Origin of the sequence: Bartonella sp. AA78NXGY (assembly GCF_042197005.1) — a bacterium.
GTDB lineage: Bacteria > Pseudomonadota > Alphaproteobacteria > Rhizobiales > Rhizobiaceae > Bartonella.
In genome coordinates, this window is record NZ_JBHIRI010000006.1 from 91,028 (window position 1) to 114,879 (window position 23,852).

Annotated in this window: 16 protein-coding genes and 1 pseudogene; 13 read left to right on the top strand and 4 right to left on the bottom strand. The window is 35.2% G+C overall.

The window, feature by feature from the left end; all coding sequences use genetic code 11:
* Positions 1-207 precede the first annotated feature (207 nt).
* The 8 genes from ACFINL_RS05020 to lpxK all read left to right on the top strand — a co-directional run bounded on the left by ACFINL_RS05020 (position 208) and on the right by lpxK (position 10,489).
* Positions 208-1,608, top strand: a complete 1,401-nt coding sequence (locus ACFINL_RS05020; protein ID WP_375650749.1) for a pseudouridine synthase — start codon at positions 208-210, stop codon at positions 1,606-1,608.
* A complete protein-coding gene (gene rsmD, locus ACFINL_RS05025; protein WP_375650754.1) occupies positions 1,589-2,155 on the top strand; it encodes a 16S rRNA (guanine(966)-N(2))-methyltransferase RsmD in 567 nt (188 codons plus the stop codon). Before ACFINL_RS05020 ends, rsmD begins: the two co-directional genes overlap by 20 nt.
* Positions 2,156-2,697: 542 nt before the next feature.
* Complete coding sequence (locus tag ACFINL_RS05030) at positions 2,698-3,147, top strand: hypothetical protein (RefSeq protein ID WP_375650758.1); 450 nt, start codon at positions 2,698-2,700, stop codon at positions 3,145-3,147.
* Between the two features lie 1,202 nt (positions 3,148-4,349).
* Positions 4,350-5,681 (top strand): TldD/PmbA family protein, encoded by a 1,332-nt coding sequence (locus tag ACFINL_RS05035; protein ID WP_375650761.1) that lies wholly within the window; start codon positions 4,350-4,352, stop codon positions 5,679-5,681.
* The gene (locus tag ACFINL_RS05040) at positions 5,668-6,474 is read left to right on the top strand and encodes a 3'(2'),5'-bisphosphate nucleotidase CysQ (RefSeq protein ID WP_375612376.1); all 807 of its coding nucleotides are present in this window, start codon (positions 5,668-5,670) and stop codon (positions 6,472-6,474) included. Before ACFINL_RS05035 ends, ACFINL_RS05040 begins: the two co-directional genes overlap by 14 nt.
* Positions 6,475-6,520: 46 nt before the next feature.
* The gene (locus ACFINL_RS05045; protein ID WP_375612377.1) at positions 6,521-6,766 is read left to right on the top strand and encodes a DUF4170 domain-containing protein; all 246 of its coding nucleotides are present in this window, start codon (positions 6,521-6,523) and stop codon (positions 6,764-6,766) included.
* A 1,370-nt stretch (positions 6,767-8,136) separates the two neighbouring features.
* A complete protein-coding gene (waaA, locus tag ACFINL_RS05050) occupies positions 8,137-9,459 on the top strand; it encodes a lipid IV(A) 3-deoxy-D-manno-octulosonic acid transferase (RefSeq protein WP_375650766.1) in 1,323 nt (440 codons plus the stop codon).
* Entirely contained in the window at positions 9,449-10,489 is a 1,041-nt protein-coding gene (lpxK, locus tag ACFINL_RS05055; RefSeq protein ID WP_375612379.1) for a tetraacyldisaccharide 4'-kinase, read from the top strand. Before waaA ends, lpxK begins: the two co-directional genes overlap by 11 nt.
* Before the next feature lie 19 nt (positions 10,490-10,508).
* On the opposite strand, the gene ACFINL_RS05060 is transcribed toward lpxK, so the two are convergent.
* Positions 10,509-10,745, bottom strand: a complete 237-nt coding sequence (locus ACFINL_RS05060; protein ID WP_375608064.1) for a DUF2093 domain-containing protein — start codon at positions 10,743-10,745, stop codon at positions 10,509-10,511.
* A 109-nt stretch (positions 10,746-10,854) separates the two neighbouring features.
* Positions 10,855-12,708 carry a DNA mismatch repair endonuclease MutL gene (mutL, locus tag ACFINL_RS05065; RefSeq protein ID WP_375613514.1) on the bottom strand — a complete coding sequence of 618 codons (1,854 nt, stop codon included), beginning with the start codon at positions 12,706-12,708 and terminating at the stop codon, positions 10,855-10,857.
* A 238-nt stretch (positions 12,709-12,946) separates the two neighbouring features.
* Here mutL and ACFINL_RS05070 point away from each other — a divergent pair, with 238 nt between their 5' ends.
* From ACFINL_RS05070 to ACFINL_RS05080, 3 genes are all read left to right on the top strand, one after another.
* Entirely contained in the window at positions 12,947-14,035 is a 1,089-nt protein-coding gene (locus tag ACFINL_RS05070; RefSeq protein ID WP_375650769.1) for a 2'-deoxycytidine 5'-triphosphate deaminase, read from the top strand.
* A 1,138-nt stretch (positions 14,036-15,173) separates the two neighbouring features.
* Positions 15,174-16,325 carry an FMN-dependent L-lactate dehydrogenase LldD gene (gene lldD, locus ACFINL_RS05075; RefSeq protein ID WP_375612383.1) on the top strand — a complete coding sequence of 384 codons (1,152 nt, stop codon included), beginning with the start codon at positions 15,174-15,176 and terminating at the stop codon, positions 16,323-16,325.
* A 1,624-nt stretch (positions 16,326-17,949) separates the two neighbouring features.
* Positions 17,950-18,414, top strand: a complete 465-nt coding sequence (locus ACFINL_RS05080) for a hypothetical protein (RefSeq protein ID WP_375650773.1) — start codon at positions 17,950-17,952, stop codon at positions 18,412-18,414.
* 1,675 nt (positions 18,415-20,089) lie between these two features.
* On the opposite strand, the gene ACFINL_RS05085 is transcribed toward ACFINL_RS05080, so the two are convergent.
* Together ACFINL_RS05085 and ACFINL_RS05090 are read right to left on the bottom strand one after the other, a co-directional pair.
* A complete protein-coding gene (locus ACFINL_RS05085; protein WP_375612386.1) occupies positions 20,090-20,317 on the bottom strand; it encodes a hypothetical protein in 228 nt (75 codons plus the stop codon).
* On the bottom strand, positions 20,314-20,976 hold the full coding sequence (locus ACFINL_RS05090; protein WP_375612387.1) for a lysozyme: 663 nt from the start codon (positions 20,974-20,976) through the stop codon (positions 20,314-20,316). Before ACFINL_RS05090 ends, ACFINL_RS05085 begins: the two co-directional genes overlap by 4 nt.
* Before the next feature lie 1,026 nt (positions 20,977-22,002).
* Between ACFINL_RS05090 and ACFINL_RS05095 the strand changes: the two are divergent.
* Positions 22,003-22,203: pseudogene (locus tag ACFINL_RS05095) on the top strand (helix-turn-helix transcriptional regulator).
* 316 nt (positions 22,204-22,519) lie between these two features.
* Positions 22,520-23,677: a tyrosine-type recombinase/integrase gene (locus ACFINL_RS05100; protein WP_375650777.1), complete on the top strand. Its 1,158-nt coding sequence runs from the start codon at positions 22,520-22,522 to the stop codon at positions 23,675-23,677.
* The last annotated feature ends 175 nt before the right edge of the window (positions 23,678-23,852 follow it).

Sequence of the window (23,852 nt, forward strand, 5' to 3'; positions counted from 1 at the left end):
TGAATGATTTATTACGCTTTTATAATGAAAAGAATACCTCTATTTTTTTTAAGAGTTTAAAACAAACTTGCAAGTCAACAGATACATTATTGTCGTTAAAGGATAGAAAATGATAAATGATTATGCTACTTCATTTTTCAGGATAAGCGGTATGGTGCATGTGAATAATTTTCTGAACATACTTGCAAAGATTGGTTTGAAACGCAAATGAATGAAAATAATGAGAGTGAACGAATTGCTAAAAGGTTAGCGCGTGCTGGTATTGCTTCGCGTCGAGATGCAGAAATGATGATTGTTGCAGGTCGTATTTCTGTGAATGGTAAAGTCGTGACAACGCCTGCTTTTAATGTTAGCCGCTCTGATGTTATTAAAGTTGATGGCAAACCTTTACCTCCTATAGAACGAACCCGTTTATGGCTTTACCATAAGCCAGCAGGTCTTGTCACCACGAACCGTGATCCTGAAGGCAGACCCACAGTATTTAGTAATTTACCAAAAGGAATGCCGCGTGTTCTTTCTGTTGGAAGGCTTGACATTAACACGGAAGGGCTTTTGCTTTTAACCAATGATGGTGGCTTAGCGCGTGTATTAGAGCTTCCTGTAACGGGGTGGGTCCGCAAATATCGTGTCCGTGCTCATGGAAGAGTCAAGCAGAGCGCGTTGGATAACCTTAAAAATGGTATTGCGATTAATGGTATTTTTTATGGTTCGATTGAAGCATCAATTGAACGCGAACAAGGGTCGAATGTATGGCTTTCTGTCGCTTTGCGAGAAGGAAAAAATCGTGAAATAAAGAATGTTTTAGGGGCATTGGGATTATCAGTTAATCGATTAATACGTGTATCTTATGGTCCATTTCATCTCTCTGATTTAGAAGAAGGAGCCGTGCAAGAGTTAAAAGGGCGGATGTTACGAGATCAGTTGGGGGAGCGTTTGATTATGCAAGCCAATGCAGATTTTGATGCTCCTATTCTTAAGCCATTTTCAAATTCTGCAGTTGTTGCAGAAAAGCAAAGCCAGAAAGATCTTTCTATTGCAAATGATGGTTGGGTTTTCTCAAGTGAAAGGGCAATACGACGCCGACCAAGAGATGGTTCTGTTGAACATAGTCGCGCACGATTAAGTACAAAGTCTCATGAGAATGTAAAGAAGGAGAAAAGTGAAGAAGGAAAAGCAGAGCGTTTTCTACCGCGTTCTCGCCGTGCTAATGTTTGGATGGCTCCTGGTGCACGTCCGCAAAGTGCACGTAGAAAGCCTTCTTATAGTGAGGAGAAATCGCATGGTCATAAGAGCGATTTGGATGGTAGAAAATCATTTCATCGAAGCAAGGAAAAACTAAAAGAAAATCCGTCATACAAAGAGAAGAGGGAAAGTTTTGTTCAAAAATATGGCAAAATATCTTATGAAGAGACGCATCCCTTTGGTAAGAAAGATCGCTTTTTAAAGGATAAAGAGAAAATGATAAAAGGTAGTCATGATGAGCATTCTTTTGAGAGAAAGAAAAAGGTAAAATCGTTTGGTGGTGCTATGAAAAAATCTAAACCACATAGGGACGGTGCAAAAACTTCGAAGCGATTTGGAGGTCCACGTGCGGATCATAGGCGGTAAATTTGCTGGGCGTGTTTTGTTTTCGCCTGTTAATCAGTCGATTCGCCCAACGAGTGATCGTACACGTGAAAGCCTTTTTAATATTCTTTCTAGCCGTGAAGAAGAATTTTGGACCAATAAACGCATTCTTGATCTTTTTGCTGGTACTGGTGCTTTAGGCATCGAAGCACTTTCGCGTGGAGCAAAGGCTGCTGTTTTTGTTGAAAACTCGGTTGAGGGGCGTGGGGTAATTCAAAAAAATATCGAAGCCTTTGAATTACAGTCAATAGGGCGGATTTTGCGTCGAGATGCAACCAAACTTGGTAATATTGGAACAATGCTTCCATTCGATGTTATCTGCGCTGATCCTCCCTATAGCCGTTGTTTAGGTGAATGCGCTTTTGTAGAAGCTTTGCGAGGAGGGTGGGCAAAAGCTGATACACTTTTCATACTTGAAGAAAAGAAAGATACAATGATTGATTTACCTGACGTCTTTTATCTAGATGATGAGCGTTTTTATGGTGAAACAGCAATACGTCTCTATAAATTACGATCGCTTACATCTTGAGAAAGTTTTTGTGTTTATCCGATAGGATGAAAAAATGCTTTTTCACAGTTTTCTTCATTTTATATGTTTTTTAAAAGGTTAAGCAGAAAATCAATAAAAGATTCTAATGTTAAAGGAATTGATGAATTTTTATTAGCTTTACTACAGAAGGATTTTTTTCTCCAATAGGATATATATTCCTCGATAATATTTATGATCTTTTTTGTCTAATTTCTTTCTGCTATACCTTAATCATCACATTTCATCAACAGTTGAAAGCTTTAAGCTATGCAGTCTGCATTGATATCTTATATGATGCGTAACTTCTATTTTTGCTATTGTATAAACTTAAAAAAGATATTTTGTTTAGTATTGAAAATATTGTTCATTTATCCTGAATACTTGTGTGTTTAGTTTAGTAATATCGCTTGTTGAGTTAGTCATTACATATTAAGTAAATCTGAGAGTATTAAGTATCTTATCGTGGTGCAGCTTTAAGGATACTTTTTTATATTATTCTTTATCACTAAAGATAAGTAATTTGTAAAAAAGGGGAGATTATCGTGTTTAATTGGATATATAGTGAAGAGATTAGTACAGAAGCAAGTGCTGAGCAAATTTGGGCTATATGGGAAGATGTGGCATCATGGCCTTGCTGGGATAGTGAACTTGAGTGGGTAGAACTTTCTGGTCCTTTCAAAGAAGGCGCTATAGGACGCATGAAACCTAAAAAGGGACCTACAGTAACTTTTACACTTGATAAAGTTATAAAAAATGTTTGTTTTTCTGATTATGCTAAACTTCCTTTTATACGTATGAGTTTTAATCATGAATATATTTGTTCAACAAAAACTGGTTCTTCAAATAACAAAATTCGTCATACTGTAATCATGTCTGGTTTACTTGCTCCTTTATTTGGAATGATTATTGGATCAAAAATTAAGTTACATCTTCGGGATGCAATGATTGAAATGAGTAGACGTGCTCTTACTGAAAACAAAAGCATTTTGTAAGGGGGTACATTTATAAAGAAGTTAATACCTTAAAAAAGGTGCAGAACTCTTAGCCTTGTTAGAATGAAATCAGTTATGAGTATATAGCAAATTGATGAGCTATGATTTGGTTTTAGTTAGCTGTTGAAATCGTGTCAAAGCATCTTACGGGATTAATTTTGCACTAAAAATCTTATGAAATTCATTGAATTTTTTATATATAAAAGCTTATAAGATGCTCTCTTCGTTGAAAATGAGAAAGTTTCAGAAGCTCATTGCTTCTCTTATGATGTAGGCCCATATCGTCATGATATTTGCTGGTTTCTAATGTTGCGATAGCTTTTGCATTTAAAACCTTCATAAGAGACATTTTGATTTCTTCTTAAATGGTTTTCATTCATACGCTCCTTACTTATGATTTGCTCGCAAATAGTTGTGATTGACTCAACATGAATAGGTTCGAAACAGAGAGAATTTTATGATATTAGGCTTTTTTATACAAATTACAAAACAATAAATTATAATTATAAATCAAACTGTTAATTTTATTGAAAGATTACAAGATAATTTCTTTGATTACTTTTAAATATAAAAAATGAGTTCTTTATGATATTACGTCCATTAGGGTAAAGAAGTTTATGACTGCTCATTTTGTTGAAACCATAACGGAAGGAAATATTTTTTACTCTGTTTAAGTTTTGTTTCATTTACAAGAGTGCCGTCTCATTATGAGAGAGTTTATAGAAGCAAAGAAGTGTATACAAATATAAGGCATTTTCTTGATTCTTGCTTGGAAATTAAAGAATGCTATAGGAAAGAGATGAGGTAAGTTTTTTACTACCCAGAGGAAGGAAGACCTGTGATTTAAATCATTTTATGCTTTTCGAATTTTTGAGGATTTTGGCTTAAATTCAAGTGTTATTGCTAAGACTTTTGTTAATTGTCAATTGTTCTGTTGATTTGATTATCAGTGGAGATTTGGCTCCTAAAATGATAAGGGCCCCATGAGAAATCTTGAAACTAAAGAGATTTTACGGCATATACGGCATATTACGTCTTTTCATAAAGAAGCTAAAAGGGAAATGATTTAATGCATTAAAAGAAAAAGAATGCATGAATGTGCATAATCTTATGAATCAATACACAAGAGTTATATTCTGATTTGTATAAATTTGTCAGAATGCTTATCAATGTAAATAATAAAATATTTTAGGGAGTCTATAATGACTGACAAAAACCAGATTGAGAAAGCTGTTTCGCTGGTTGAAGCAGCAAAGCGTTCTGGGGCAGATGCTGCTGATGCTGTTATTGTTCATGCTCATTCTACCAGTGTATCAGTTCGTTTTGGGAAAGTCGAATCGACAGAAGCAGCAGAGAGCAATGATTTTACTCTAAGGGTTTTTGTTGGAAAAAAAGTAGCAAGTGTTTCTGCTAATTTAGGATCTTATCCGCAAGAATTTGCGGAACGTGCTGTTGCGATGGCTAAAGCTTCTCCCGATAGTTTATTTGAAGGTTTGGCAGATAAAGAGTGTTTGGTTAAGTATCCTAAAGATCTTGATCTTTTTGATGATTTTGTACCCAGCAGTCATTTTTTAACAGAAGATGCTTTAAAAACGGAGGCAGCAGCTCTTGATGTTAAAGGTGTAAGCAATTCTGGTGGCGCTGCAACAGCTTATGGCCGTAGTGGGTTTATTCTTGTGACCAGCGATGGTTTTTGTGGAGCCTATCGCTCAAGTTGTTTTTCACGTTCTTGTAGTGCTCTTGCAGGTGAAGGAACACAGATGGAGCGGGATTATGATTATACAACAGCCTTACATTTTTCTGATTTAGAGGCAGCAGAAACTGTGGGAAAGAATGCAGGGCTTGGTGCTGTTCGACGTTTGGGTGCAGTTCGTGCGGCGACTGGGAGCGTTGATGTTATTTTTAATCCGCGTACGGCTCGTGGAATTGCAGGGCATATCGCATCTATGGTCAATGGAGCCTCTGTGGTTCGAAAAACGAGTCTTTTACAGAATTTCCTAGGCAAGGAAGTGATGAAGCCTAATGTTAATGTAACCGATCAACCTTTGCGATTACGTGGAAATGCTTCTCATCCTTTTGATGGAGAAGGGGTAGAGGGGCAAACACTCAATATTATTGAAAATGGTATTTTAAAAAATTGGCTTCTTTCATCATCTACAGCACGTGAATTGGGACTTAAAACAAATGGACACGGTATGCGTTCGGCATCATTAGTGCAGCCGACCAGTACAAATTTTGCTATTGAACCGGGTTTAGTATCACCTTGCGATATGATAAAAGATTTGCGAAATGGATTTTATGTGACCGAATTATTCGGTCATGGCATTGATTTTATTACTGGTCAGTATAGTCGTGGGGCTTCCGGTTTTTGGATTGAAAATGGTGAAATTGCTTATCCGGTAAGTGAAGTAACGCTAGGTTCTGATTTGCTTCATATGTTAGCACATTTAACACCTGCCAATGATATTGATCGGCGTTATAGTACAGCTGCTCCAACATTGTTAATTGAAGGGATGACACTTGCAGGAAAATAACACGCATCATTCTTCTGATTTAAATCTTTTGCGTGATGTTTGTCGAGAGGCAGGAGATTTAGCAATGCGGTATTTTGGATGCACGTTGGATGTCTGGATTAAAGAAGGTAATTCCCCGGTTAGTGAAGCAGATTTTGCTGTTGATCATTTCTTGAAAGAGAGGCTTCTTGGAGCTCGTCCAAATTATGGATGGATTTCAGAAGAAACAAAAGATAATCGAGAAAAACAAGATTATTATGAGCGCTCTTTTGTTGTTGATCCTATTGATGGAACGCGTGGTTTTCTTTCTGGCAATCCTTATTGGTGTATTTCGGTTGCCATTATTGAGAATGGGCGTCCTATTGTGGGCGTTCTACAATGTCCGGCTCAAGGAGATGTTTATACAGCTGTAACAGGTGGAGGGGCAACATTAAATGGGATAAAACTTCCTCGTTTAGCCTTTGAGGTTCATCGAAAATATAAAATTTCACTTGATAAATCGCTCGCACAAAAATTACCAGATGATTTTCTCAATCAAGTCAGTCTTTACCATTATCTTCCTTCTCTTGCTTATCGTATTGTTCTTGTTGCTCAAGATGAAATTGATATCGTATTAGTTCGTCCAAATTGTCATGAATGGGATATTGCCGCTGCTGATCTTATTTTGCAGGAGTGTGGAGGGTGTTTTTTATCGCTTGATGCCCCTTTACTATCTTATGGAATTGAACCTTACCAGTATGGACTTTTAATTGCTGGTAAAAATAATTGCTGTCAAGATATGATAGATGTTGTTCGTCAAACAAAGTTAGTTTAATCACGTAAAAGCGCGCTAAGATAATCTAAATGATATGGAGGCACATATGACTGAAACCAAAGAAAAAAAACAATATTTACATCTTGTATTTGGTGGGGAATTAAAAAATCTTAACAGTAATCAATTTAAGAATCCTGATGAGTTAGATGTGGTTGGTATTTTCTCAGATTATCAATCCGCTCAAGAAGCATGGCAGGCAAAAGCACAAAGCAGTGTAGATAATGCATTACAACGTTATTACATTGTAGATTTGCATCAGTTTCTTGATGCTGAGTTAGGCGATGCAGAATAAAGCTTGAATATTTGGTCATTATAACCTGTAGATTGCTTCATGCTTTTGTTTAGTCGTCCTTTTCATAGGTACGTTCTTCGGGTAAAATAGAATGCCGTAAAAAAGAATATGCTTGTTGTTTAAAATTCATATGTTTTTTTAAGAAACATCTCCCAAAGCACCCAAGCCCATTTCATAATAGCGTCCGTGCAAGGTATAAAATCCATTATTGCACCACCATCTTTACGCTTAATAAAAATGCAAGACAGTTTCTATCAAACTATTTACAACAGCAATATTATCATGACAGCTATCACTCGAAGTTTATGATTATATTGTGAATAGTCACTCTGCTTTTGAATGGGGTATGAGACACTAATGCGTTAAGATTAATAAAAAGAGTAGCATTATTAATGATAGCAATTATTACTCTGTTGAGATTATTAGCACTCGTTACTTATCTATTGGAATTTTTTCAACGAGTTATTACGATAAGCTTAGAAACCATGAAAGTCGTTAGAAACTTTACCAAAATTAGAAATTTAGAGAAACTGAATAGATTTATGAAGTTAACTTACCTCAGAAGGGTTTCTTGAGTACTCATTTAAAACTAAAATCTATAAGTTAATCATTTTGTGTTGATTATATACAATCTTAAAAGGAATAATATATCATTGCGACCTCCTGAAAAGAGAGGATTTAAAATTTTGAAAACTCTTATTTAAATTGCTTTAAGACTTTTAAGAAATTCTCTATTAAACAAGATTAGATTTTTCTGGATTACCTTTAAGAGATTATATCACAATTTAAAATGAGAACTCTATACTATTCAAAAGTTTTTAAGATTAGTTTGACATATTCATTTTATTGAAATGAAATAATAGAGATTGAGCTTTCTTTTAAACACATTTTATTTGTTGTATTTATATTAGGTTGTAATGTCTATATGGGTTATTTTTTGAAAAATTGACAATACCTAACATATGTAAAAATAAGCTTTTTCTCTAAAATACCAACGTGCAAAATTCAAAGTCTCATTAAAATCATAAGAAGTATTTATTCAGTGAGTTGAAAAAATTGATACAATCTATGTCATAGGTTTATCATTTATATTTTAAAAATTATAATCGACTGAAATGTAGTTTTGTTATTTTTGAGTAAGATTTTTTATAGGGTGCAGAATGAAGTGATAAAATCGATATAAGTTACAAAATTTAATTAAAAGAGATTTAAATAATGTGTATATGTATTGAATTTTCTCATGGATTAAGCTTTTTTTATTTAAGATATGAATGATATTAAAAAATATGGATGCAACCAATAGTGTTGATGAATTTTTTAACAAAATAAGTATATAGATATCTTAAAATAGCTGGATGAGGTGATTTTAAATGGTAGAATTAAAGGCACATACGGCTCTTTTAAGCTATCGAATGATTGGTTTTTGCTTATGTCCTGTTATTCCTTTTTATTTGTTCTTTCGTGCTATTCGTGGAAAAGAAGAGTGGTGTCGCAAAAAAGAGCGTTTAGGTAAAAGTTCTCATATACGCCCCCAAGGTTCGTTAGTTTGGTTGCATGCAGCAAGTGTTGGAGAAACACTTGCACTTGTTCCACTTATAAATTATATTTTATCATTGGAAATCAATGTATTAATGACAACTGGGACGGTGACATCTTCTACTCTTGTGAAAAAACATTTTGGTAATAGGTTGATTCATCAATATGCTCCTTTGGATTTAGATTTTGCAGTGCGCCGTTTTATTCGTCATTGGAAGCCTGATCTCGTCTTAATTTGTGAATCAGAAATTTGGCCTCTTCGTATTAAAGAACTTGCAAAAATGCGTATTCCGCAGATTTTGGTTAATGCCCATATGTCTGAACGTTCTTTTAAAGCTTGGCAAAAACGACGTGTTCTTGCCAAACATATTTTTAAGGATATTGATTTGGCGATTGGTCAAAATGAAAGAGATGTAGCTTATTACCATACACTTGGCGTAAAATCTGTTACGTTTTCTGGTAATCTCAAGGCTGATGTTTTTCTGGTTGAAAATCAAGAATTGCTTGCACGTTATCGTAATGCTATCGGCAATCGCCCAGTTTGGGCAGCTGTTTCAACGCATGAAGGGGAAGAGGAGATTGCTTTTGAGGTCCATAAAATTGTTAAAAATTATTTGCCAGATTTATTAACAATTATTGTGCCTCGTCATCCAGAACGTTCAGAAGATCTTATCAGAAAATGCGATAATAAGGGGTTAAGTTTTATTCGTAGGAGTAGAGATGCTGTTCCAAACATGAATACCGATATTTTATGGGGAGATACCATTGGAGAAATGGGACTTTTTCTTCGCTTATCGAAAGTTTCTTTCGTTGGTAAATCGTTATGTGGAAATGGTGGACACAATCCATTGGAATTGGCTTTGCTTGGTTCCGCTATTTTGACAGGGCCTCATGTTTCAAATTTTCAAGAGATGTTCAAACAATTTCTAACGCGTGATGCAGCATATATGGTTCAAGATACAAAACAGCTTGCTATTCAGGTGTATAAGCTTTTAACAAATGAAACATTGCGGCAAGAAATGGTTGATAAGGCTCATGAAGTGGCAACAGGTATGGCAGGTGCATTTGAGCGCACATTAAAGATTTTAGATCCATTTTTACAACCCCTTGTAATACAAACAGGTTTACGTCAGCGTCAGGGTAGATATGCATATTAGCGCCCCTCGTTTTTGGTGGAAAAATAAAAGCTTTTTGCGTTTTGTGTTAGCTCCAGTTTCATGGGGGTATGGTTATTTTTCAAGTCGTTTTATGACAAGACAGCCTCCCGTGATTGATCTGCCAGTTTTGTGTATTGGAAATTTTACATGTGGTGGTGCGGGTAAAACGCCGGTTGTTATTGCTTTTACAAAAGTGGCAAAAGAACTTGGTTTCGTACCTGGTATTATATCTCGTGGTTATGGTGGATCAGTTAAAGGGGTACATCTTGTAAATGAAAAATATGATACTCCATATAGTGTTGGAGATGAGGCACTTTTACTTGCACGGCATGCTTTTGTAGCTGTATCACCTAATCGTTATGCAGCGGCACAACGGCTTAAACAAGAGGGATGTAATCTTATTTTAATGGATGACGGATTTCAAAGTCGCCGTCTTTATATGGATTATGCGTTACTCGTTGTTGATGCGATGCGCGGTTTTGGTAATGGAGCTGTCTTTCCAGCAGGACCTTTGCGTGTACCATTAAAAACGCAGTTTTCTTTTATGGATAGTGTTTTATTGATTGGTCACTCCAATGCGCCTGATAATGTCGCTTTTCTTGTTTCGCGTACTGGAAAGCCTTTATATCGTGCTCATCTTAAAGCTAGTGCCTCTGATGAGGTTTCAGGAAAATCATTTTTGGCATTTGCTGGTATTGGCAATCCAGATAAATTTTTTAAATCTATTAAAGAATTGTCTGGTGATGTGGTGCAAACTTACATATATCCAGACCACTATTTTTTCACAGATAAAAATTTAAAAAGCCTTATACAAAAGGCTAAAATGCACAATTTATGGCTAGCAACAACAGCTAAAGATTATACCCGTATACAGACAATTCACATGCAAAAAGATTTGAAAAATCTTATTATCTTTGATGTGAATGTCGATTTTGTTCAAAAAGACTTCTGTCGTATGGTCCTTGAAGAGGTCATAACCCGCTTTAGAAAACGTTCCCTTGAATTTTCTTGTCTAAAAGGCAAAGGCTAAATTTATAGCTTTCGAGGGGTTATTTTTCTTTTGTTTTTAACAATTGCTTGAGATATGGGTTGCACTCAAGTTCGCGCTGATAGGAGATTTCACAACTAGCATATGCTTCTTGGCGGTGATGATTCCAATATTTTAAATCATCTATAGGGATTTTTTGCCCGCTAACAGCACAAATGGTATAGGTACCATATTCTATAATGTCATATCCGTTATTAGAATAATGAATTTTTGCTTCGCGTTCACCATTGGGAAACATGACAACTCCTTTTTACTTGATACAAGAGATACAAGAAAAGTGCCATAAAATATATTATAAAGTCGAGAGTTAATTTTAAAATATTTTTCTTGTAAAAATGATGAAGGGCTTATTTTCTGCCAAAAAGCCGTTCTATATCTGCCAATTTGAGTTCAATATAAGTAGGGCGTCCATGATTACATGTACTTGTATTAGGTATTGCCTCCATTTGTCGTAATAGTGTGTTCATTTCTTCGGGGCGTAAAAGGCGCCCTGACCGTATTGAGCCGTGACAGGCCATCGTTGCTGCAACATAATCAAGCATTGCTTTTAAATTATTTGTTGTATCATACTCAGCAGCCTCATCTGCGAGATCTTTAATAAGGGCTTGGACGTTGATCTCTCCTAACATGGAAGGTGTTTCACGCACAACAATTGCTCCTGGTCCAAATGGTTCTATTCCTAATCCAAATTTCTGCAAAGCATCTTTATGCGTTAAAAGGCATGTTGCATCCTCTTCAGAGAGTTCTACAATTTCAGGAATAAGTAATAACTGTGAAGGAAGTGGTTTGGAATAAAGTGCATTTTTGAGTGCTTCATAAACCAATCGTTCGTGAGCTGCATGCTGATCGACAATGATCAAACTATCTTGTGTTTGGGCGATAATATAGTTTTTATGGATTTGTGCTCTGGCCGCTCCTAATGGATAAGATAACTCTTCTGATGAAGATGTCGTGCTTGGAATGTATGCATCCCCACTTGGTGTATTTAAGCCCTCCATAATAGGAGCGGCATCTTCTTTTAAATCAAAAGAGTGAGTACTATCCAATGGTTTTTGGACCATTGAAGCACTGGTAAAATGATGAGGTTGTGAACTGTAAGAAGAGAACTGGTGCGTGTTCTTAAAACTGCCTAATGGTTGTTGTGCCAATGATTGTTGTGTTTGAAATGCAGCAAGCATTGCTTCAGAACGGGTTGAAGTAGGACGAATACCAGATTGCTGCAATGCTTCACGAATAGCTCCAACAATCAAACCACGAATTAATCCTGGATCACGGAATCGTACATCAGCTTTGGCTGGGTGAACATTAACATCTACCTCAGCAGGTGGGAGGTCAATAAAAAGAATAGCGACAGGATAACGATCTCGTGTCATGACATCAGCATAAGCGCCTCGGATAGCACCCCATAGAAATTTATCACGCACGGGACGTCCATTAACATAAGCAAATTGATGAAGGCTGTTATTTCGGTTGAAAGATGGCAAACAGGCAAAACCTGTTAAGCGCACCGCTTCGCGTTCAGCATTCAGCGCAATGCTATTAGGGGCGAATTCTTTTCCCATAATCTGCGTAATACGTTGTAATTGTCCTTGAATATTATTTTCTGTAGCAGACAATTCCATAGATGTTCTGTCTAGTCCTGAAAGAGAAAAGCGGATATGTGGAAATGCGATAGCAATTCGCTTAATCATATCGCTAATAGCATTTGTTTCAGCCCGATCAGTTTTCATAAATTTTAATCGTGCTGGCGTGACAAAGAAAAGATCACGAACTTCAACAATTGTTCCAAGATTCGCAGCAGCTGGTTTGGGTCCTACAATTTTTCCTGCAGTAACGGAAATTTCAGCAGCGCTCTCAGCATCTTTTGTTCGTGAAATGAGTTTAAGTTTAGCAACAGAACCAATAGAGGGGAGGGCTTCTCCTCTAAATCCAAGGAAGCAGATATTGTGTACGTCATCGGTAATCTTTGAGGTACAATGGCGAGAAACTGCTAAAGTTAATTGATCTGCAGGAATTCCATAACCATTATCACTCACCTTTATAAAATTTTTTCCACCATTTGCTGTAATAATTTCAATGCGTGTTGCACCAGCATCAATAGCGTTTTCAACAAGTTCTTTGACAACATTTGCTGGTCGTTCAATAACTTCACCGGCGGCGATTTGATTAATAATATTTTCGCTAAGATGGCGTATAATCATAATAAATTCTAACAGGAATCTTAAGGGTTCTATAGAAAATTATGATAACATCATTTGCGAGACATTCAAGAATAAGAGAACATGAGAGGTATTATTTTTACAATACCTCCTATTTTATTTTATGTTAACAAGTCGGTTGGAAAAAACATAAAAATAGTTTTTATCACTTTAAAATAGCTTGCACCAGTTTATCATCTAGGTCAAAAAAGAAACAATGTAAAAAGGGAAGGCAATATATATGGCGCGTATAAGCGGTATTTTAGCAGATAGTGATATACAAGCTTTGATTGAGAATAACTTTCTCAAGGCTCAGTGTCCATTTGATAGATCTCAAATACAACCAGCAAGCCTTGATCTTCGTTTAGGGGAGAAAGCTTATCGTATACGTGCTTCTTTTATGCCGGGACCTGATACAAAAGTTTTGGATAAGCTTGAACGGTTAAAGTTGCATGAGTTTGATTTACGAGGTGGAGCCGTTTTGGAAACGGGGTGTGTTTATATTGTTCCTCTTTTGGAAAGTTTAGCTTTACCAGAATTTTTATCTGCTGTTGCCAATCCCAAAAGTTCTACAGGCCGATTAGATATTTTTACACGTGTCATTACGGATAATGCTCAAGAGTTTGATAAAGTTTGTGCTGGTTATCATGGTCCACTTTATTTGGAAATTAGTCCACGCACATTTCCAATTTTGGTGCATACAGGCTCACATTTATCACAGCTTCGGTTTAGAAAAGGGCAAAGTTATTTAAATGAAATAGAGTTGCACACTTTGCAAAGGCAAGAAACACTGATATCGGATGATTTTCCTAATATTAGTGTTGGTGGTATTGGTCTTTCCATTAATTTAAAGGGAGACGAAAACGGGCTTATAGGTTATCGTGGTAAACATCATACAAGTGTTATTGATATTGATAAACGTGCCGTTGCCCACGTTTTAGATTTTTGGGAACCTCTTTTTGATCGTGGTCAAAGGGAGTTGGTTCTTGATCCTGATGAATTTTACATTTTAGTTTCACGAGAGTCTGTTCATGTGCCTCCGCTTTATGCCGCAGAAATGACACCTTTTGATCCTTTAGTGGGCGAGTTTAGGGTGCATTATGCAGGCTTTTTTGATCCAGGATTTGGGCATAAGGAGGCGGGTGGAAAAGGAGCAAGAGCGGTTTTAGAAGTGCGGAGCCATGAAGTTCCTTTTATCTTAGAGCATGGTCAAATTATTGGCCGTTTGGTCTATGAGCATATGCTTAATCGACCATCAACCCTTTATGGACATGATGTTGGATCACATTATCAAGCACAGGGTTTAAAGTTGTCCAAGCATTTTAAATGAGTTGGGAACCACGAATTTTGATAACATGTATGCAGAAAGCGTATTTTAGATAAAAGAAAATTTTGTGCTTCGCAAAACCGGCGTCATGCATTCTATTTTTAATTTCCAAGGTTATCTCATCTCTTGCATTTGAGAGGGGATGAGAGGCATTTTTACTTCTTTTTTCAAGAGGTTCTATCTATACGAACTCCATTTATGATGTGCAAAAGAATAGTTTTGATTATTTCATCATGACAAAATTTACAATGAAAGAATTTTACTATATTCAATATGTTGTTCATATTTATGATAATAAATCAATAGGTTAATAAAATTCAATATAACAGTAGCTACTCACTTTTCAAAGTAAATATGCGAGATTGGATGCTGCAATTGACTCAATTTTTCTAGAGTGTAATAACCAGTATATTTTATTCCGCATAAAAATTATCCTTAAGCGTTAATAAATAAGTTTCACTCCAGTTTAGTAACAATTATTTTTAATAAACATTGTTCTAATTTTAGTAACTCATTTATAGCCTCAAGATATAATATTGCTAGAAAATTATTCAATTAAATATGAAGGTTTCTATTGGTATGAACATTAAAAGTTTTTATGCTTTATATGAATTAGGCACTATAAACTTTCATGAATAAGTAACAGATCTCAGTTTTGAATATTGATATAAGAAGATTTCTGCATGTATGCGACAGCTTTATTTCCAGTATTAATAAAGGATTTTTTCATCTTTTGGGGGAGATTATGATTTATACTTAATGACACTCTATATTCTTAATAACTGATAATGTAAGGATCTTTGGAGGGAGAAGCGACTTTAAATTATAACTAATTAAGCTACGGAGCAATCGCTTTCGAAAAGGGATTGCTTTAAAGAGAGTATAACATTTTAATTGCACATGAAGAATATATGAGTAGATACGTTATTAATGATACTTCATACTGTGAGATTTTAAATTTGGATAAGAGCAATAAAGACGTTGTTTTTATCAATTAGTTTTTTTAGAAAGTTGCAGTCTCTGTTGCTTCTATCTATTCAATAGAGTGCTTTGGGAGAATAGCGAATAGGTAGGTACATGGATTCGCTTTTATGCGTTTTAGGATGTTTTCTCTTTTCATTTAGAAACAATGGTGCCATCAATGATTATTTCTTCAACACTTGATTATCGTAAGGCAGCAAAGCGTCGTCTTCCTCCCTTTCTTTTTCACTATATTGATGGTGGGGCTTATGCTGAAGAAACGATGCGACGTAATTGTACAGATCTTCAAGCACTTGCATTGCGTCAAAGGATTCTAAGGCAAGTTGGTGAAGTTGATCTTTCAATCAAGCTTTTTGATCAGACACTTGATTTACCGATTGTACTTGCGCCTGTTGGGCTAACGGGCATGTATGCACGTCGTGGAGAGGTAAAAGCAGCGCGTGCCGCAGCGGCAAAAGGGATTCCTTTTACTCTATCCTCTGTTTCAGTTTGTCCTATTGCGGAAGTGCAAGAAGCGGTTGGAGGTGCATTTTGGTTTCAACTTTATGTTCTCAAAGATCGCGGTTTCATGCGTGATGCACTAGAACGGGCTTGGTTGGCTGGTGTACGCACGTTGGTTTTTACAGTTGATATGCCAATTCCTGGTGCACGTTATCGTGATGCGCATTCGGGAATGTCTGGTCCTTATGCTGGTTTACGTCGTTTTTTACAAGCTTTGACTCATCCATATTGGGCTTGGAACGTTGGTGTTATGGGGCGCCCTCATGATCTTGGAAATGTCTCTGCTTATCTCAAAAAGAAAATTGCATTGGATGATTACGTTGGTTGGCTTGGTGCAAATTTTGATCCATCAATTGGTTGGCATGATCTACAATGGATTCGCGATTTTTGGAAAGGAAAAATGATTTTGAAAGGTATTCTTGATCCAGAAGATGCTCGAGAAGCAGTAAAATTTGGTGCAGATGGTATTGTTGTTTCTAATCACGGCGGACGTCAGCTTGATGGTGTATTATCAACAACACGAGCATTGCCTGCAATTGCGGATGCTGTAAAGGATTATTTGACTATTTTAGTGGACTCAGGTGTTCGTTCTGGTCTTGATGTTATACGCATGATAGCACAAGGTGCGGATGCTGTTATGATTGGCCGTGCTTTTGTTTATGCGCTTGCAGCAGCAGGTAAGAAAGGTGTTATGCATCTCCTTGATCTTTTTGCCAATGAAATGCGGGTAGCTATGACACTGACTGGTACTCAGATAATCAAAGATATTACACGCAAGAGTTTAGTAAATATAGATGTTTTTAAGCAATGAAAGCAATATGTTATACTTCTTTCAGAAAAAGAAAGTCTTTTTATAGAGGAGCATAATTATATATTTTAAAAATATGTTGACAGTTAAAGTTAAATAGAAAAGATCAATAAGCTCCTCTATAAAATCACAGAAAATACTCAGTAACTACAATAATATTAAATATTATTGATAATAATAAACACGAAAAAAAACAATAATAACATTGCATACATATTTTATTTACTTTATTAAAAGCTCATTCTACGGATAAAAAGGAACAAGTGCTGATATTAAAGGTAAAACAACTGTTGATATAGAAAAAATAGCTATAAATAATGCTGTGAGCATTTTTCCCTCCTGTATATAAAAAACATTAAAATATAATATATTAATTATTTCTTTTCCACATTGGCATAAAACGTAAATTTATAAAATCCATTTAGTTTTACTTTAATATAGAATAATATTAATTATTATATATAAATAAAATTATTAAAAATGTCAATATGTATTTATTTTAATCTATAATTATAATAAAAAATGTATCTAATAAATAATATTTCTATAATCTATATATTATTTATATTAAGTTCATTGGATAATATATTATATGGATATGATATTGTTTTTATGGAGTACGTTTTTAAGCAATGAAAAAATATCCGTACTATCTTTAAAAAGCTCGTTTACTGAGAGCAAAACTGCGTGAATTAATGTGCTTTTCTTTCTTATTTTCTTGTATTCTCAATGATTTATGATGTTTTTGAACTGGCGAGCATATTAGGAAGCAGTTGAATATTTTTTGTATAGTATGTCATTTCTAACACTATTTATGCGTTCTCGATTGATTTTATAACTTGTTAAAATATCCAGTTCGTTTTTATTGCAGAGGGGATTGTGGGGGCCTAATGATACAAATTGGCATAGAATGTTTTGTTCCATAAGCGATTTAACAATTGCATCTCCAAGCTTCTCCTTTGATACTATGCTCTTCACAGACAACAACAGATTGGTGAGATTGGCATAACTCTAACACTGATCTATTATCTCAAAGTTGAATTGTTGGCACACTTGTAAGCGTTGGGATAACTTCATGTTTTTTGAAGCTCTTCAGCAACATCAAGACAAATCTGAACAGTTTCTTCAGTAGCAGGTAAGAGGACATCTTTTCCTTTTTAAAACAGAAGTTTTGCTGATATCAATTTTTGAAGCATTTTTATGAATATTCATAACAGCACGCTTTCCTAAACCTATATAAATGGGTACAAGATTACTTAGAGTAGAAAGAATTACAGTTTCCATTTGATCCAATTACTTACTCATAAGTAATTGGATAATATTTACTTTATCGCTGAATAAAAAAGAAAAGTTTTTCTCTCTTTAAATAGAGGATGGATTGCCATCTAGCCAATAGGGATAGTTTGCGAGAAATTTGTTCGATGCAAAACGACTTAACATTGCAGTTACTTTTTATCATTTGAAGCTGTGAAAAGAAGGCTAAGATAGATGAAAGAATGTAAAAAATGATGGATACATTTTAAGATAAAAAATTATAATTTTGTTAATGCTACACCAGTTGCTGCTGATATTGGTGACAAAAGAAATTCGATCAAAAAAATATCAAAATTATTTGAGTATATTCCTCATGGCATGTAGAACAAACCTTTTTGTTGGTATGAGTGATATTTTCTTTGAACAGAAATTGATTCTATCCCCTGAAATCAGCAATAATCTCTCAGGTTATGTCGTAAACTTTTTAGGGATGTTACAACGCCACTATCGTCCTTTTATGAAAATGTTAGCATTTCAGATGAGCAGTTGTGAGGAATTTCAACGTTTAATACAGCAAGATCCAGAAACTCTCACGGATTTAGAACGGGCGTCAAGATTTTTATATTTACAGCGATTAAGTTTTAGAGGGAATGTAAATCTTACGATGAGAGTAGAAACCCATCGTAGCGCGCGGGGGCTTAAGCCCTTCCAATTTGAATGCGTGCTAAAACTTATTTTCCACTGTTTAGCAGGTGTTAGCATTGAACATTTAGACTGGTCTGATTTTATTGTGCGTTATGATTGCCTAAAAATCTTGTTTTATCTTTCACCACTTTAATTGTGGTTTTGAAGGTTATTAAAGAAAGGCTTTTTATAAGCGGGAGGACTATCAGCCGATGTCTAAGCTGCTTGCATAATAAGAGGGAGTTTTTTGTCTTTAAACAATATGCTAGAAATTCAAAAAACTTTAGTTAACTTTATAAAAGAGGTTACATCATCTTATATAGACTGCTCTGCAAATAACACAATTGCTGGTGAGGAATGGGGCATCACCAATTTTGATTTCTAAAAAAGAAACAATACGTATTAAATAGTCTTTAACTTTGCAGATTTTTTGAGAATCCTTTCAGAATCTTTTGAAAAAAGTGAACTGATAGAAGATATTTCTATCAAAATATAAAAACTTTTCTAACAAGTTAGGAATAAATATAAAAATATATATTAAATATAAAAACAGTACGATATGTAGGCAATCTGGGCTTTAGAAACAAGAATCAAAGCGTATAAAGATGCATAGAGGTGAGATTGAGACATATCATTTTTATGATTCAATAAAAAATAAAAATTAAAGAAAAAATTTTATATCAAAAATTTAAGGTGGTTTAAAAGGTGGATGGGCAATGCATGGAAGGATGAGTGAGAAGGTGAATTAGGGGAGAGTGATTTATAGATTATCAGTATCTTTGTAAAAGTATCTTCTCAAGATAAATATTGGGATGAAATAAGATTGTGGTTGAATGTTCGAAAAGATAATACGCGCTCTTAACTTTTCCGTTATACACATCACAATAAACGCCGTGAAAGACACGGTCCTATTACAAACTTTCTCTAAAAGCAGTACATGAGTTTACAAGCTATTACAGTAATATTTTAAAAGAAAGATTTTATTTCAGGAAAAAATTATCTTAAAATAGTAAAGCAATATTTTTCAAGAAATTGCTAGGCAACTTTTGAAAGTAAAAAAGCTAAGTTAAAAAATAAAAGAAAAAATGGTTATTGGTTTTCTCAATTGGAGTTGCATGTCATTTCCCACATAGGGAATTTACCTATAGAAAAATTAACAGCCAAGATTATTCACAATGTTTTCCCGCCACTTTAGCATGAAAAAGCAGATACAGTGCGAAAGTATTTTCCTTATCGTCAACATCATTATTATAATTAGGAAGCTGAAGCAACGTCATTTACAAATCACATAAAAGCCTTACCATTATTCATTATATAGCTCCGTAGATTGCTTTTCTTCAAGCATGCAAGCTTCTAGATGTTATTTTTGTTGAAAACAGAACCTTTGTGTATGATCAGTTCTTTGAACGACGATAGTAGTGCAATCCATAAAATCTTTTCTCATCTTCTTTTGATAGGATAACAAAGATGCCCATAGAATACATCAATAGACTCAATCATTTTACACAAACATAATCTGTTGAATCCTTTCGCTTCAACTCAGACATCTCCGTTACTCTAATTAAAACTAATCGACCACCAGAGTGTTTTAATCCTTTAAGTGCTTTTACTTTTAATCTGAATGTATCCACCTCTTTCAAATCTTTTCATTGATTGATGTTTCAGAGGAATTATATTTTTATCACTTTATTTTCCGTTTATCTCTCCAACCACATAAACGTTCACCTTGTTCGTTATGTTTTAAAATATCTCTCGCCAAATTTGGACTAATGACATTGATATCTTGTCGATTCAAATAAATTGGCAGCCATCCAATACAAGAAGTTCGTTCATTGGTCGCGCAACCAGCTAGAAAGCTTAGTGCGCACATCAGCATCACTTTTCTTATTAATTTCATTTTCTACCTCAAGCCGTGTTGTCGCTATCTTGAAATCTTCTTTTGTTTGCTTTTGCTTCTCAACTTTTTTCCCAAGAAAAAAGGCTTTGACTAAAGCTATAAGAAAAGCTGCTATGAGCGCTGACGTCATTGTCAGATATTTTTTTATCCATAAAATCATAGGCGGTGTTCCTGAAAACGTTTAGCAATGTATATCATAGCTGTACAAGCGGCTAAAACCATAATGCCTGCTAGAACCCATTGAACAGGACCATTTCCTGCAAAAAGACCTCCAAGCCCTGAAAAAGAACCTATGATTGGGGCAAGAGCTTCTACTTTGCAAATACCTGTTACGCCTTCTGGTTCTACTACATGATAATTGGGGGCAACATGAGCTCCTTTTGCCCATAATCCTGCTTCGGTTGCTCGGCGATTGACAAGACCTTGGATACGTTTTCCTCCCACTCTTGTCCATTTTTGCAATTCGGTTGGTATCGCTTCATATTCACCTTTATTAAGCTTTTTTAAAAGTGTAGAACTGCGAAATGCTGTGATTCCTACATTATAGCAAAATGATACTAATGCCGCGAATTGTTCATCGTTTAAAGGAACGGTAACGGCTTTTTCAACAACAGCTTCATACTCCCTCAAGTCCTGACAAAGGATTTTTTCAGCTTCTTTTTCCGTAATTTGCATATCTTTGTGAACGCTTGGGGCACCAGCAGCACTTGTATGTCCATAACCAATTGTCCAGACACCACCAGAATCTTCATAAGCTGATAAACGCAAGCCTTCCAATTGCTTAATCAATACAAGCCCTTCTTTTGATATTTTTCGCATTATTTTTACCTATAAAAAACTACACAAAGCAGGATATGAATTAAAAACTTACATCTACTCATTTTTAAGAACAGAACAGCGAAAGGGCATAATAAATTCAAAACATCCATAGTGGATTATTTTAAGATCCATATCATTTTTTTGAATAAAGGTTATGCTAAATACTATTCATTTCGCAGCAATTGATCTCCATCTAAAGACAATAACTTTATAATAATTCCATTTATAATCAGATAGATTTCACTCATAAATTCTTACATTTGATCCAGAATGATTTAGAAGAACTTTACTTGAAAAAACTTCAATAATTCCGATGACAAAAAGCATTTTTAACAAAAAATAAGAGACATAATAATTAATGAAATAATTAGGTGTTAATTTTTAAGTAATTTCAAAAGTCATAAATTGCACCACAGAATTTTTTTATAAAAACAAAAAAACATTATAATTTAATATTATATATCTAAAAATTATCTTAGAATCAATAAGACATATACATAACGTGTTATACATATTTAATAAAAAAATCTATAGTTAATTTAATTATTCTTTGTTTTTTTTCCTAATTGCTTAATTTCATTAAAAAATACCTTTATGAAGGATTTTAAATAAACTGTTATATAAAAAACATAATGAATGTTTCTCCTCTCTTACAGTCTGTTTCCAACTGAAACAATATATTAGTGGAGCATATTCAATATATAGACCAATGATATTTGATAGTTTTTTAAAGAATATTGTACTGTAATAAATTTGAACAAGTAGTTCGGTTTCATATATTTTCTTTTTCATATGAAGCATTTAGTGGGGCGTTCGGGTCCAATGGTATCATCTTTGTCTGGTGTTGTATTGGCTACGTTTCCAGCAGCCTCTTAAACAAATCAATCAAGCTATTGAAATCTTTTTAGAGGCAATAGCACAAGAGACACAAAAGATTTTGATAAAAAGCTGCTTGAAAATATAGGAAGCTCTCTCCTCATAGCATCCCAGCCCATTTACATAACATAAAAAATAAAAAGGCAATGGATGATATTTGATGATGGCAATAGATATGTAACAATCCGTGAGTGTGCACAGCTTTTTAGTATATCCACAACAACGATTCGCAATTGGATGCTTCAGAGGGGGCCGGAGCCATATAAGCTAGGGTGAGCAGTGAGGTGGAGAAAGAAAGAGGTTTTAGCATTTACTCCAGAGAAAAATACGGAGAAAATAACAACAGATTAGATAAAATTGTATAAATCCTAGAAGGTGGTCTTTAAACAGACAGTTAAATAAAAAATCTATATATTTCAATATGCTAAACACAAAAAGTGGTGCCGCATGCCGGCAAGCAGGGGCTTAGCAACAAGATTCAAAGTATATAAAGATGTGTAAGGGCGTATTGATGTCTATAGCTTTTTATGATTCAATAAAAAAAGTAAGTATTAAAGAAAAAATCTCAAATCAGAAATTAAAGGTGGTCTAAAAGGTGGACCCAAAAAGGTGGACCCAAAAAGGTGGACGAGCAATGCTTGAAAAGGTGGACGAGAGGGGACGTTAAGTGAGGGCGATTCATCGGTTATCAGCATCATTCGTAAAGACGTCTCCGCAGGGTAAATATTGTGACGGGGCAGGGTTGTGGTTGAATGTTCGAAAAGACAATACACGCTCTTGGTTTTTTCGCTATACGCACCACAATAAGCGCCGTGAAATGGGACTTGGTCCTGTTACGAAACTCTCTTTAAAAGAAGCGCGTGAGCTTACAAGATATTATAGTGATATTCTTAAAGAAGGCAATGATCCTATTGTCTTTCGAGAACAGACTATTTTAAAACAGCAAAGCAATATTTTTCAAGAAATTGCAAAAGCGGCTTTTGAAAGCAAAAAAGCAGAGTTGAAAAATGAAGGTAAAAACGGCCGCTGGTTTTCTCCACTAGAGTTGCACGTGATTCCACACATTGGTAATTTACCTATAGAAAAATTAACAGCCAATATCATTCGCAATGTTCTCGCACCCCTTTGGCATGAAAAAGCAGACACAGCGCGAAAAGCACTTAACCGTATCAATATTTGTTTGAAATATGCTGCGGCTCTTGGTTTAGATGTTGATCTACAGGCTTGTATGAAGGCACGCGCGCTTTTAGGAAAACCACGTGCGACATCAACAAATATTCCTGCTATGCCATGGCAAGAGGTTCCGGCATTTTATCAAAGCTTGGATGATAAGATCCTTTCAAATTTAGCACTGAAGTTATTGATTTTGACAGGAGCACGGTCATATCCATTGCGCTATTTACGCCTTGAACAAATTGACAAAAATATATGGACGATACCAAAAGAAAACATGAAAGGTATTGTAGGGAAAGTTTCAGATTTTCGCGTGCCATTAAGTCGTGAAGCTTTGAAAGTAATTGAAAAATCTCTCCCTTTTGAGAAAAAAGGTTTTCTCTTTTCTGGTCTTACCGGCAAGCCAATTTCTGATGCAAGCATGGCAAAATATATGACAGTTTGCGGCTTAACTTATCGTCCCCATGGTTTTCGTTCAAGCTTACGGGATTGGATAGCAGAGACAACGTCAACACCGTTTGAAATTGCCGAAACTGTTCTTGCCCATTCAGTTGGGAGTTCAGTGACAAAAGCTTATATGCGAACGGATTTTTTAGAACAGCGATATGTTCTTTTAGAGCAGTGGGCGTCTTTTATATCAGGAGAGGCTTGACAGGATTATAACAATGTGTCTATTGTCGAATGAGGTGCTTGAAAAACACCTTAAAACAACTAGCGGATTGGTTGCCGAAATAACTGATCTTCCGCAATTTAAAAGCTTTGACTCATTGTATGCTAGACGCATATAATAGCTTTGTCGGGTGTGGTTATGCCATATAATACCCTTT

Bases quoted from the DNA above. Each gene is read 5' to 3' on its own strand.
- mutL (WP_375613514.1), bottom strand. From the start codon at position 12,708: ATGATTATACGCCATCTTAGCGAAAATATTATTAATCAAATCGCCGCC.
- lpxK (WP_375612379.1), top strand. From the start codon at position 9,449: ATGCATATTAGCGCCCCTCGTTTTTGGTGGAAAAATAAAAGCTTTTTG.
- lldD (WP_375612383.1), top strand. From the start codon at position 15,174: ATGATTATTTCTTCAACACTTGATTATCGTAAGGCAGCAAAGCGTCGT.
- ACFINL_RS05090 (WP_375612387.1), bottom strand. From the start codon at position 20,976: ATGCGAAAAATATCAAAAGAAGGGCTTGTATTGATTAAGCAATTGGAA.
- ACFINL_RS05080 (WP_375650773.1), top strand. From the start codon at position 17,950: ATGGCATGTAGAACAAACCTTTTTGTTGGTATGAGTGATATTTTCTTT.
- ACFINL_RS05085 (WP_375612386.1), bottom strand. From the start codon at position 20,317: ATGATTTTATGGATAAAAAAATATCTGACAATGACGTCAGCGCTCATA.
- ACFINL_RS05070 (WP_375650769.1), top strand. From the start codon at position 12,947: ATGGCGCGTATAAGCGGTATTTTAGCAGATAGTGATATACAAGCTTTG.
- ACFINL_RS05020 (WP_375650749.1), top strand. From the start codon at position 208: ATGAATGAAAATAATGAGAGTGAACGAATTGCTAAAAGGTTAGCGCGT.
- waaA (WP_375650766.1), top strand. From the start codon at position 8,137: ATGGTAGAATTAAAGGCACATACGGCTCTTTTAAGCTATCGAATGATT.
- ACFINL_RS05060 (WP_375608064.1), bottom strand. From the start codon at position 10,745: ATGTTTCCCAATGGTGAACGCGAAGCAAAAATTCATTATTCTAATAAC.
- ACFINL_RS05035 (WP_375650761.1), top strand. From the start codon at position 4,350: ATGACTGACAAAAACCAGATTGAGAAAGCTGTTTCGCTGGTTGAAGCA.
- ACFINL_RS05045 (WP_375612377.1), top strand. From the start codon at position 6,521: ATGACTGAAACCAAAGAAAAAAAACAATATTTACATCTTGTATTTGGT.